Origin of the sequence: Xanthomonas sp. SHU 308 (genome assembly GCF_000364645.1) — a bacterium.
GTDB classification, from domain to species: domain Bacteria; phylum Pseudomonadota; class Gammaproteobacteria; order Xanthomonadales; family Xanthomonadaceae; genus Xanthomonas_A; species Xanthomonas_A sontii.
The window spans coordinates 1-11929 of record NZ_AQOK01000494.1 but is presented as its reverse complement, the minus strand read 5'-3'; the positions used below and the strand labels follow the sequence as shown (position 1 = coordinate 11929).

Sequence of the window (11929 nt, the reverse complement as noted above, 5' to 3'; positions counted from 1 at the left end):
GCAGTGGCTGGCCAAGCCGCTGATGCTGCCGCCGCTGGCGCTGTTGCACAGCAGGCCCAGCGAGTCGCCGGAGGACAGGCCGAACGCGGCATCCAGGGAGTTGCGGCCGAAATGCCAGCGCGCGCCGACCGCCTGTTCGCCGGTGGGCTCCAGGTACAGCAGCGCCTCGACCTTGCCGCTGCCCTTGTTCCAGACCGGCAACACGGTGCGGTCGTGACCAGTGGCGGGCTTGCTCTGCGCGTGCGCGCCCGTGCTCGCCGCAAGGGCGATCAGCAGGGCGAGCGGTAGGCGCAGGAAGGGTCGCATCAGCAATCTGAGACTTGGGGCGGGCACGAAAGTTCCCGCCGGACAGGGTGGTCGATGCTAGAGGGTTTATGTTTCTTTAACAAGTCGGACTCCCCGGTCGCGACGCGCGTTTCAGCTAGTGCAAGCGCTCCGAGGACGTCGGTTCAGCCTGCGTTACGGCAAACAATACTCCGAATTCCGTCAAGGGGAAGTCATAGTGGCGGCCGCAGAACTCGCAGCGGATCTCAACTTGGCCGGTCGCCTCGGCCGCCGCCCGCGCTTCTTCCTCGCCGAGCGAGCGCAGCATCGCCGCGACCCGCTCGCGCGAGCACGAGCAGCCGAAGCGCAGCGGGCGGTCGCCGAGCAGTTCCGGGGTCTCCTCGTGGAACAGCCGGTGCAGCAGGGTTTCGGCCGGCGTGGCCAGCAGTTCGGCCTCGCCGACGGTCTCGAACAGCGCGCCGGCGCGGTTCCAGCCGTCCTCGTCGCCGGCGTCGCCCGGCAGCTTCTGCAGCAGCAGGCCGGCGGCGTGCGTACCGTCGGCGGCCAGGATCAGCCGCGTCGGCAACTGCTCTGACTGGCGGAAGTAGTCCTCGAAGGCTTCGTCCAGCTCGGCCGAGGACATCGCCACCAGACTCTGGTAGCGCTGCGGTTCGCGCGGGTCCAGGCCGGGGTTCTCGATGGTGATCGCCAGCAGGGCATCGTCGCCGAGCACGCGCAGGTCGCGCGGCGCGTCCTGGCCCTCGCCCAACTGGACGATGCCGCGCAGCGTGCCGGCGGCGGTGCACTCGGCGAACAGGGTGCGCAGCGCGCCCTGGCTGCGCAACTGCACCGACAGGCGCCCGTCGACCTTGGTATGGCCGGTGAACAGGGCCGCGGCGACGCAGGCCTCGCCCAGCAGTTCGGTGGCCGCGGCAGGATAGCTGGCCGGCGCCAGGATCTCGCGCCAGGTGTCGTGCAGGCGTACGTGCACGCCGCGCACGCCGGCGCCGGGGAGCAGGAAGCGGGTCAGACGATCGTCGGAAGAATGCATTGCGGCCTCGCTGCGCATGGGAAGATGGCGACCGCACGAGAGTGGATCGTCACGGTGGACCAGATCGAAGAAAGCATAGGAATGGGGGCGGGGCGCCGCGATGCAAGTGGCGCTCTGCCGGCGCGTCCACGGGCCAGGCGCTGGCGGCGCTGGCTGCTGCTGGCGCCGTTGCTGTTCGTGCTGGCGAGCGTGTCGCAGGTGTTGCTGCTGCGCTTCGTCGACCCGCCGTTCTCGGCGATGATGCTGGAGCGCCAGCTTGGCGCCTGGGCCAGTGGCGACTGGTCGTACCGCATCGCGTACGACTGGCGCGATACCGCGCAGATCGCGTCGAGCCTGCCGATCTCCCTGGTCGCCGCGGAGGACCAGCGCTTCCCAAGCCATCACGGTTTCGATCTGGATGCGATCGAGAAGGCGCGCGACCACAACGCGCGCGGCGGGCGTCTGCGCGGCGCCAGCACCATCAGCCAGCAGGTCGCCAAGAACCTGTTCCTGTGGCAAGGCCGCAGTTGGCTGCGCAAGGGCCTGGAGGCCTGGTACACGGTGCTGATCGAGGCGCTGTGGTCGAAGCAGCGCATTCTCGAGGTGTACGCCAACGTTGCCGAGTTCGGTGACGGCGTGTATGGCGCACAGGCGGCGGCGCGCAGCTTCTGGAACAAGGACGCGGCGCAGCTGACGCCGGCGCAGAGCGCGCTGCTGGCGGCGGTGCTGCCGGCGCCGCAGCGCTACAACGCCGCGCGTCCCGGCCCGTACGTGCAGGGACGCGCCAACTGGATCCAGCGCCAGACCCGGCAACTGGGCGGCCCGGCCTACCTGCAGGCGCCGTAGCTTGAGCCCCTCTCCCCCGGGAGAGGGGTTGGGGTGAGGGTACGGCCGGCACGTGAGCGTGGTGGGGTTCGGCGGCAGACGTACCCTCATCCGCCCCTTCGGGGCACCTTCTCCCGATGGGAGAAGGGAGTGGCTCGTCAGGTGATGCCCACTGCTGGTGAACCCGCAGGCCGCTCCGTACCATCCGCGGATGGAATCCGAACGTCTTACCGTCGTCGTCACTGCGTTCAACGAGGCGCAGACCCTGCCGCTGTTGCACCCGCGCATCGTCGCTGCGCTCGACGCCGTGCCGGGATTGGAGGGGCGGGTGCTGTACGTGGACGACGGCAGCCGCGATGCGACCTGGGAGACGATCCAGACGCTGGCCGCGTCCGATCCGCGGGTCGGCGCGCTGCGCCTGTCGCGCAATTTCGGCAAGGAACTGGCGCTGACCGCCGGTCTGGACTGCGTCGATCGCGGCGCGGCGATGCTGCTGGACGCCGATGGGCAGGATCCGCCGGAACTGATCGGACAGTTCGTCGCGCATTGGCGCGCCGGCTACGACGATATCTACGGTACGCGCCTGGTGCGCGAAGGCGAGGGCTGGCTCAAGCGCGGCACCGCGGCGCTGTTCTACCGGGTGATCGGGCGCCTGTCGAAGACGCCGATCCCCGCCGATACCGGCGATTTCCGCCTGCTGTCGCCGCGCGCGCTGGCCGCGCTGCGGCAATTGCGCGAGCGCCACCGCTTCATGAAGGGATTGTTCGGCTGGATCGGTTTCCGCCGCCTGGCGGTGCCGTACCGGCGTGCGCCGCGGTTGGCTGGGCGCAGCAAGTTCAGCCTGTGGCGGTTGTGGAACTTCGCTCTGGACGGCATCACCGGCTTCTCCACCGCGCCGTTGCGGGTGGCCACCTACCTGGGCCTGGCGACGGCGGTGGGCGCCTTCCTGTTCGCGATCTGGGTGGTGGTCAAGGCGACGCTGTGGGGCGACCCGGTGGCCGGCTGGCCGACGATGATGGCGGTCATCCTGTTCCTGGGCGGTGTGCAACTGATCGCGCTGGGCCTGATCGGCGAATACCTGGGCCGGCTGTACGAGGAGTCCAAGCAACGTCCGCTGTACCTGGTGGAGACCTGGCGCGCACCGGGCGAAGGAGTATGCTCGGCCGTGCGATCCAGCGAACCGGGAGGCAGCGATGCGGACGGTACGGCAGGTCTTGAGCGAAAAGGGCAATGAGATCCACGCGGTCGCGCCGGACACGGCGGTGATCGAGGCGCTGCGGCTGATGGCCGCAAAGGGTATCGGCGCGGTGCTGGTGCTGCAGGACGGAGAGCTGTCCGGGATCCTGTCCGAGCGCGACTACGCACGCAAGGTGGTCCTGCAGGACCGCTCCTCGGCGACCACGCCGGTGCGCGACATCATGAGCAGCAGGGTGCACACCGTCGACCCGTCGCAGAGCGTGCAGCAGTGCATGGAACTCATGACCGGGCAACGCATCCGCCACCTGCCGGTGGTGGACGCCGGCACCGTGATCGGCGTGATCTCGATCGGCGACCTGGTCAAGGCGGTGATCGAGGAACAGCGCGAGGAGCTGGATCAGTTGCAGGAGTACATCAGGAGCTGAGGGGCTGGGAGTCGGGAAAAGAGAATGGGGAATGGGAAAGGCAGGAGCGCGGATCCCGCGTTATGCGTTTGGGCGTGATTCGCCTGGCGATGTCAGACCACGCAATGCGCTCTTGATCTGACGATTCCCCATTCCCGATTCCCCACTCCCGGCTTCACCGCCCGCACTGAATATCCTTGCCCGGCCCGGTCTCGATGGTGGCCAGCAGCGCCGCTGGCGGGGCGATGCTGCCAAGGGCGACAGCGATCGCGCCGCGCAGGCCCAGGGCCTTGAAGTCGGGGCGGAAGCTCGGGTCCTTGAAGGTGCCGCCGACGCGCAGCGGCGAGCGCAGGGCGAGGATGCTGTGGTCCTTGGGTTGCGCCTTCAGCAGCAGGTCCAGGCGTTCCTGGCCCAGGTCGATGGTCCCGCTGCCGACCAGCAGGGTGTCGGTGCTGTCGAAGGCCAGGCCGCGCGAGGTCATCACTCCGTGCTGCACGCCGAAGTCGCCGAACGCACAGCGCACCGGGATCTCGCGGTCCTTGGTCACCAGGTACTTCAGCGATTCGGCGATATCCAGCCCGGCCAGCTCCATCACCAGATTGCTGATGCGGCCCTTGCCCATGCCGACGGCGACGTTGCCGTCGGCGCTGCCCAGCATCTGCGCGATCGAGTTGCCGCTGCTGGCCAACGCGATCTCGCCGCCGATCGCGCCCGCCGCTTCCTTGGCCAGTTTGCCGTCGGGGAACAGCTTGCCCAACTGCACGCCGCGGATCGACACCTGCGCGCGGGTGAACAGGGTGGGCTTGCGCGCATCCATGCGGATGTCCGAGCGCAGGTCGCCGCCGGCCACGCCGAAGTTCAGCGGTTGCAGCAGCAGGACGCCGTCATCGAGCTTCAGATGCGCATCCATGTCGTCCAGCGGCAGCGACGGCGCATTGATGCGCTGCGCCTTCCAGCGCACGTCGGCGTCCATCGCGCGCAGCTTGCCGAGGTCGTATGGGGTGGACGGCAGCACCTTGTCGGTGGCGGCGAGCTTGGCTGCCTGCGCCTTCTGCTCGGCATTGGCGGTCTCGCCGGCGCCGGTGCGCGGCGGTGCGCCGACGAAGCCGGCCAGATCGTCGAAATCCAGCCGCTGCGAACGCAGGTCGGCGCGCAGGAACGGGCGCTGGCCCGCAGTGTCGATCTGCACCGTGCCGGCCAGGTCGCTATCGCCGGCGCGGCCGCGGAAGTCCTGGTAGCGCCAGCGATCTCCGTCGCGCTGCAGGCGTCCGTCCAACTGATAGGGCGGGGTGGAGGGGATGGCGATGCCCAGCAGCGGATACAGATGGGCCATGTCGGTGCCGGCCAGTTGCAGTTGCAGGTCGAACACGCGCAACTGGAACGGATTGGTCAGGGTGCCGCGCATGTGCGCGCGGGTGCTGCCGGCGCTGCCACGCAGGTCGACGCGGAACGGATGGTCGCTCTCGCTCAGTTCCAGCGGCGAGGCGGTACTGCCTTTCAGGGTGAAGGGATTGCCGCGCCAGCGGCCGTCGCCGCTGACCGCGATCGGCGGGGCGGCATCGCCACGGCGGCGCTGCCCGACCTGGCTGTCGACGGCGATGTCGATCTCGGTGCGCCCGGCCGGATCCTGGAAGCGCAGATGTCCCTGTTGTACCAGCAGGGCGCCGAGCACGACCGGATGGCCGCCCTCGGACTGGCCGAGCACCCAATTGCCTGGCTGTCCGTTCGGTCCGGTTTCCAGCAGCAGATCGGGCTTGGTCAGGCGGATCTCGGGGATGCGCAGGCGGCCGCGCAGCAGCGGCCACAGCGCGATATCCAATTCGGCGCGGTCGGCGCTGGCCATCTGCGGCTGCTTCGACCAGTCGGCATTGGCGAAGCGCAGGCGATCGCCGCGCACGGTGACGATGCGTCCCAGGTCCACGTCGAGGTTGCCGTCGATATGGAAGGCGCGGCCGGTGCGCGCCTGCACCGCGCGTTCCACTGGCGCCTTGAACCAGTTCCAGTCGAAGATCAGGATGATGACGAGCAGGAGCAGCACCAGCGCGCCGAGCACGAACGGCCAGCGCCGCAGGCGGCCGTCGTTGCGCCGCCAAGGCCAGGAGCGGGATGCGGAAGCGGGGTCGCGAGCCATGCGGCCATCCTAGGCAGCCGCCGTGCACGGGGTGCGAAAGCGATCGGCCGTCTCAGAGCACCTGGCCGGTCACCGCCACGAAGTGGCAGACGCTGCCGGCGAGGACGAACAGATGCCAGATGGCGTGGAAGTAGCGCACGGTGTCGCGCTGGTAGAAATACGTGCCGAGGGTGTAGAACAGGCCGCCGGCCAGCAGCCAGCCCAGGGTCCAGGCGTCGACGGAGCGCAGCAGCGGTTCGATCGCCACCACGATCAGCCAGCCCATCGCGATGTACAGGATGGTCGACAGCAGGCGGAAGCGACCAGTGAAGAACAGCTTGAAGATCACCCCGGCCACGGCGATGGTCCAGATCGCTGCGAACAGGCCCCAGCCCCACGGGCCGCGCAGGCCGATCAGGGTGAACGGGGTGTAGGTGCCGGCGATCAACAGATAGATCGCGCAGTGGTCGAAGATCTGCAGGCGCGCCTTGGCGCCGGGATGCGGGATGGCGTGGTACAGCGTCGAGGCCACGTACAGCAGCAGCAAGGTGACGCTGAACACGATGGCGGTGGCGAGCTGCCAGCCGTCGCCGTAGATGGCGGCGAGGGTGATCAGCACCGAGCCGCCGGCCAGCGCGGCGATGGCGCCGAGGCCGTGGGTCAGCGCGCTGGCCAGTTCGTCGCGCCAGTCCGTGGAAGGCTGCGCGTCGGCGTTCGAGTAGGCGGGCGACCGGTCTGCATCCATGGGTCCGCACGGTAGCGCAATTGCGAGCGGTTCGCATCCGCTGCGGCGCCGCACTGCGACGCCGGTTGGGCGTGCGCTCAGCCGGCGCACGCCCGCGGTCACATGGCGGTCATTCCACCGCCACGCTGTGTGCGTGTTCGCGGGTGGCGGCGAAGCGCACGTCCGGCGCACGTTCCTGCGCCAGTTGCAGGTTGACCCGGGTCGGCGCCAGGTAGACCAGTTCGCCGGCGGCGTCGATGCCGAGGTTCATCGCGTTCTTCTCGCGGAACTCTTCCAGCTTCTTGGGGTTGTCGCAGTGCACCCAGCGCGCGGTGACCACGCCCACCGGTTCGAAGCTGGCGTCCACGCCGTACTCGTCCTTCAGCCGGTAGGCGACCACGTCGAACTGCAGCGTGCCGACCGCACCGAGGATCAGGTCGTTGCTCATCAGCGGGCGGAAGAACTGGGTGGCGCCTTCCTCGGACAGCTGCGCCAGGCCCTTCTGCAATTGCTTGAGCTTGAGCGGGTCGCGCAGGCGCGCGCGGCGGAACAGTTCCGGGGCGAAGTTGGGAATGCCGGTGAACGACAGCGACTCGCCTTCGGTGAAGGTGTCGCCGATGGAGATGGTGCCGTGGTTGTGGATGCCGATGACGTCGCCGGGGTAGGCCTCGGCGGCGATCTCGCGGTCGCTGGCCATGAAGGTCAGCGCGTTGGCCAGCTTGACCTCCTTGCCGGTGCGCACGTGCAGGGTCTTCATGCCGGCGGCGAAGCGGCCCGAACAGATGCGCATGAAGGCGACGCGGTCGCGATGCTGCGGATCCATGTTGGCCTGGATCTTGAACACGAAGCCGGTCAGCTTGTCCTCGCCGGCCTGCACCTGGCGGCCGGTGGTGGCGCGCGGCTGCGGCGGCGGCGCGTGCTCGGCGAAGAAGTCCAGCAGCGGCTGCACGCCGAAGTTGTTGACGCCGGAGCCGAAGAACACCGGGGTCTGCTTGCCGGCGCGGTAGGCGTCCAGGTCGAAGGCGTGGCTGGCGCCCTGCACCAGTTCCAGTTCCTCGCGCAGGTCGGCCAGCATCTGTTCGCCGATCTTCTCGGCCAGGCCGGGCGCGTCCAGCGACGGGAAGATGGTCGAATCCTGGCGGGTGAAGTTGCGGCCGGGTTCGTACAGGTGCACTTCGCCGGTCACCAGGTGCACCACGCCCTTGAGGCGCTGGCCCATGCCGATCGGCCAGGTCACCGGGGCGCACTCGATGCCGAGCACGGTCTCGACCTCGTCGAGCAGGTCGATCGGATCCTTGCCCTCGCGGTCGAGCTTGTTGATGAAGGTCATGATCGGCGTGTCGCGCAGCCGGCACACCTCCATCAGCTTGATGGTGCGCTCTTCCACGCCCTTGGCCACGTCGATCACCATCAGCGCCGAGTCCACCGCGGTGAGCACGCGGTAGGTGTCCTCGCCGAAGTCGGCGTGGCCGGGGGTGTCGAGCAGGTTGATGATCTTGCCTTCGTACGGGAACTGCATCACCGACGAGGTCACCGAGATGCCGCGTTCCTTTTCCAGCGCCATCCAGTCCGAGGTGGCGTGGCGCGCGGCCTTGCGGCCCTTCACCGAGCCGGCCATCTGGATCGCCCCGCCGAACAGCAGCAGCTTCTCGGTCAGCGTGGTCTTGCCGGCGTCGGGATGGGAAATGATGGCGAAGGTGCGGCGGCGCGCAGCTTCGGTGGCGACTTCGGACATGGGCGGCACGCCCGCAAGGGGCGTCATCGGCAACGGAGGAAGCCCGCGATTATAGCGGGCTTCCCGCTACGGCCGTTCAGTTGAGCAGCCAGGGGTGCGGGCGCTTGCTGGATTGGCGTGCCATCAGGTTGTAGACGATGACCATGCCGAGCAGCAGCAGGCTCCAGGCTGGTGCCAGCCAGTGTGGTGCCACCGCGCGGGGCAGGCCGACCTGGCCGATGCTGATGGCGCCCAGCAGCGTCAGTGCGCAGTGCGCCACGACCAGCGCCAACACGCTGCGCGGCCAGCGCAAGCAGGCCAGCAGGACGGTGCTGGCAAGCAGGGTCCCGGTCAGGGTGATCGACACCGTCAGCGGGTAGTAGGCGGTCGGGGCGTGTCTGAGCAGCCCGAGCAGCCAGGACAGGCACAGCCACGGAAGCATCGCCGCGATCGCGCATTTCAGCACCACCTGGTTGAACAGCGTGCCGATCTGCCCGGGTGCGCCCAGGCCGGGCAGCAGGGCGCTTTCCATCAGGCCGAGGTTGCCGTGCTTGCGCCACAGCCACAGTCGTTGCAGGAACTTCGCGCTGGACAGGTTGGCCATGACGTTGGCCAGGATCAGCGGCAGCGTCGGCGATTGCGTGCCCACCAGCAGCAGCGTCCACAGCAACACCAGCGACGGCATGACGAGGACGGCCAGCGCGGTGCCGGCCGCGCTGCCGGGAGCGAAACCTGGACCGAGTGCGAAGCGCATGGCGCGTTCCGGTGCGCCGTGCAGGCCCGAGGGAACGCTGGGGCGCGCGATGCCCTGCATCCACCCACGGCGCCCGGTTTGCGATGCGACCACCTGCCTGATCGCGCCATCGCCGGGCAGGCGCGGCTGCAGGTTCATCCACAGCGGACGCAGCCAGGGCGCGAGCGCGACGGGCCGAGGCGTGCTGGCGCGGCGGTAGGCCCACGTCGCGCCCGCGACGCACGCTGCAGCGATGGCCAGCATGGTGCTGCGCGGGTACGCGTCCAATGGCACGCCGACCCAGTAGTGCAGCATGAAGCCGAGGGGCGGCAGACACAGCAGTGCGGTACTGGACCACGCTGGCGCTGTCGCCAGCAGCAGCCCGCCGGACGCGCACAGCAGCAGTGTCGGTGCCGTCAGGCTGGGATCGCTGCCGCGCGGCGTGTAAAGCAGGACCGGCACCAGCACGGTGCCGGCCACCGCCAGTGCGAACAGGCGCGCGAAGCGTTTGCGCAGCCCCGGAAGGCGCAGGCGATGCGCCTGCTCGAGCAGGCTCAGCAAGCGTGCGCCGAGTCGTGCCCAGAGCAGCAGCACGATGGGGCAGGTCAGCACCAGCGGCGATGGTGGATTGTCGACCCACGTCAGGGCCAATGCCGCGGCGATCACCCAGGGGTAGACCCATCGGGTCCTGCCCGATGCCGCGTACAGCAGGCGCAGATCGGCGAGCAGGCGCTTCATCCCGCCACCTCGATGAACAGGTCCTCCAGGCCGAGCCGGTCGATGCGCAGACCGGGCACGCCGAGCAGGGCGGAGGGCGGTTCGCCGGCGTGCAGCAGCACGGCGGTGCCGCCGTCGGCGCTGCGGCGCCGTGCGAGTTCGCCGCGCAGCACGGCGTCGCCGAGCAGCGCGGCGGCGGCCGGCGGCAGCGTGAGTCGCAACACGCTGTCCTTGAGTTCGTCCAGCGGCTGGTCGAGCAGCAGCCGGCCCTGGTGCAGGAACGCCACGCGCGAGGCCACCCGTTCCAGGTCGCTGACGATGTGGCTGGAGAACAGCACGGTGGTGCCGGCATCGCAGGTTTCGGTGACGATCTCGCGCATCAGGTCGCGGCGCGCCACCGGATCCAGCGCCGAGGCCGGTTCGTCCAGCACCAGTAGCGCCGGCCGCGCCGCCAGCGCCCGCACCAGGGCCAGACGCTGGGCCTGGCCGGGCGAAAGCGTGTCGATGCGCTGGCGGCGGTCCAGTTCCCAGCGCTGCAGCAGCGTGTCGGCGCGCTGCGCGTCCCAGTGCGGATAGAGCTGCGCGGCGAAGGCGAGCAGTTCCGCCACGCGCATCCAGCCGAAGGCCTGGGGCTGCTGGGGCACGAAGCCGATGCGCGCCTTGCGTGCATCGTCCAGTCGCAGCGCCGGACCGCCGAATACCCGCGCCTGGCCGCGCTGCGGCTGCAGCAGGCCCAGCAGGCAGGCAAGCAGGGTGCTTTTGCCGGCGCCGTTGCGGCCGATCAGCCCGACCACTTCGCCGCGCCCGATTTGCAGGCCCACGCCCCGCAGCACGTCGCTGGCACCGAACGCCAGGTGCAGGTCGTGCGCCGCCAGCGGCAGGTCCATGTCCAGATCGGTCTGGATTGCGCTCTGCATCGCCACGCTACTCATCGCCAGGTTCTCCAAACAACTGTTCAAGACGTTCGATCACGGGAGGCGCCGGTAGGCCCAGTTCGCGGCAATGCCGGATCAGTTCCTGCAGCCGGGGTTCGATCAACTCCAGGCGCTGCCGTTGCGGTGCGGCGGCGGTCGCGGCCACCGCCATGCCGCGGCCGCGCAGGCGTTCCAGCACGCCCTCGGCTTCGAGCTGGCTATAGGCGCGGGAGACCGTCATCGGGTTCACCGCGTGGACCGCGGCGACCTCGCGTACCGAGGGCAGACCATCGCCTGGGCGCAATTGCCCCGCGGCGACCAGGCGGCGGATCTGCTCGGCGATCTGCCGGTAGATCGGCTCGGGGGCGCTGGGTTGGACGTGGAGGTGGGTTGCATCCATATGTATTAATACATCAATACACTTGGCGAATGTCAATGCGTTTGCCGACGAACGGTAGGCGGCGCGCTCAGGGTGGGGCGGGGTGGGCGAAGCGCAATTCGCCCAGCGGGCCGGCCATCCGGAACGGCACCGATTCCAGGCGCAGGCCGCGGTTGAGCTGGACGGCGAAATGCAGGTGCGGGCCACTGCTCAGGCCGGTGTTGCCGGACAGGCCGAGGCGGTCGCCGCGCTGCACCGCCTGGCCCACCCGCACCTGCACGCCGCCGGGGGCCAGGTGCGCGTAGATCGCCATGCTGCCGTCGGCGTGCACCACCCGCACCAGATTGGCGGCCTGACCCAGGCGCGGGTCGGTGCCGGACTCGCGGAAGTCGTCGCGCACCTCCATCACCACGCCCGCGCGCGCGGCCAGCACCGGCGTGCCGTCGGGCAGGGCGAAATCCAGGGCATAGGCGTTGGCCGGGTCGCAATGGCTGAAGGCGCCGCCGAAGCCCTGGTCGATGCGCACCGGGCGATCCGCGAAGGGCAGGGCGTACAGCGCCGGGTCGGCATGGGCGCGCGGCGAGCCGGGCACCGCCTCTATGCGCAGCCGGGCGTCGCCAGCGTCGGTCTCGGCCAGGTCGCCGGACGGATACAGACGCGCAACCACGCGGCGCTCGCCGGCGGCCAGCTCCACGGTCAGCGGCAGCGCGGGGACGGCGGTGAAGCCGGCGCTGTCGCCGAGCAGGCGGATCTGCACTGGACCGCCAAGCGGATTGCCCAGTGCGACCTCGCGCAGGCCGCTGTCGCGGGCGCTCACCTGCAGCCAGGCCGGCGCCGGTGCCGCCACGGGCCGCGGCGCGTTCCAGCGCAGCAACGGCTGCGCGAACGCGGCGGTCGCTGCCGCCAGCGATAGGACCA

General features: G+C 69.7%; 11 protein-coding genes and 1 pseudogene. 3 read left to right on the top strand and 9 right to left on the bottom strand.

Annotation, left to right across the window (positions count from 1 at the left end):
- Together D588_RS0114930 and D588_RS0114925 are read right to left on the bottom strand one after the other, a co-directional pair.
- Positions 1–306, bottom strand: a pseudogene (locus tag D588_RS0114930) (hypothetical protein); the annotation flags it as partial.
- A gap of 115 nt (positions 307–421) precedes the next feature.
- Entirely contained in the window at positions 422–1315 is an 894-nt protein-coding gene (locus D588_RS0114925; protein ID WP_026143742.1) for an Hsp33 family molecular chaperone HslO, read from the bottom strand.
- Between the two features lie 81 nt (positions 1316–1396).
- Here D588_RS0114925 and mtgA point away from each other — a divergent pair, with 81 nt between their 5' ends.
- The 3 genes from mtgA to D588_RS0114910 all read left to right on the top strand — a co-directional run bounded on the left by mtgA (position 1397) and on the right by D588_RS0114910 (position 3741).
- A complete protein-coding gene (mtgA, locus tag D588_RS0114920; protein WP_026143741.1) occupies positions 1397–2140 on the top strand; it encodes a monofunctional biosynthetic peptidoglycan transglycosylase in 744 nt (247 codons plus the stop codon).
- A gap of 190 nt (positions 2141–2330) precedes the next feature.
- Positions 2331–3353, top strand: coding sequence for a glycosyltransferase family 2 protein (locus tag D588_RS0114915; RefSeq protein ID WP_017916555.1), 1023 nt, complete (start codon positions 2331–2333; stop codon positions 3351–3353).
- Positions 3313–3741, top strand: a complete 429-nt coding sequence (locus D588_RS0114910) for a CBS domain-containing protein (protein WP_026143740.1) — start codon at positions 3313–3315, stop codon at positions 3739–3741. The genes D588_RS0114915 and D588_RS0114910 overlap by 41 nt, the downstream gene beginning before the upstream one ends.
- Positions 3742–3895: 154 nt before the next feature.
- Here the strand turns inward: D588_RS0114910 and D588_RS0114905 are convergent, their stop codons facing one another.
- The 7 genes from D588_RS0114905 to D588_RS0114875 all read right to left on the bottom strand — a co-directional run bounded on the left by D588_RS0114905 (position 3896) and on the right by D588_RS0114875 (position 11834).
- Positions 3896–5851, bottom strand: coding sequence for an AsmA family protein (locus tag D588_RS0114905; protein ID WP_017916554.1), 1956 nt, complete (start codon positions 5849–5851; stop codon positions 3896–3898).
- A 52-nt stretch (positions 5852–5903) separates the two neighbouring features.
- Positions 5904–6575: a hemolysin III family protein gene (locus tag D588_RS0114900; RefSeq protein WP_017912941.1), complete on the bottom strand. Its 672-nt coding sequence runs from the start codon at positions 6573–6575 to the stop codon at positions 5904–5906.
- Positions 6576–6684: 109 nt separating this feature from the next.
- Complete coding sequence (locus tag D588_RS0114895) at positions 6685–8289, bottom strand: peptide chain release factor 3 (RefSeq protein WP_017912942.1); 1605 nt, start codon at positions 8287–8289, stop codon at positions 6685–6687.
- A gap of 76 nt (positions 8290–8365) precedes the next feature.
- The gene (locus D588_RS0114890) at positions 8366–9739 is read right to left on the bottom strand and encodes a hypothetical protein (protein WP_017916553.1); all 1374 of its coding nucleotides are present in this window, start codon (positions 9737–9739) and stop codon (positions 8366–8368) included.
- On the bottom strand, positions 9736–10677 hold the full coding sequence (locus D588_RS0114885) for an ABC transporter ATP-binding protein (protein ID WP_232764305.1): 942 nt from the start codon (positions 10675–10677) through the stop codon (positions 9736–9738). Before D588_RS0114885 ends, D588_RS0114890 begins: the two co-directional genes overlap by 4 nt.
- Complete coding sequence (locus tag D588_RS0114880; protein WP_017916551.1) at positions 10643–11032, bottom strand: GntR family transcriptional regulator; 390 nt, start codon at positions 11030–11032, stop codon at positions 10643–10645. The genes D588_RS0114885 and D588_RS0114880 overlap by 35 nt, the downstream gene beginning before the upstream one ends.
- 67 nt (positions 11033–11099) lie before the next feature.
- A complete protein-coding gene (locus D588_RS0114875) occupies positions 11100–11834 on the bottom strand; it encodes a M23 family metallopeptidase (protein ID WP_232764306.1) in 735 nt (244 codons plus the stop codon).
- Positions 11835–11929: the final 95 nt, after the last annotated feature.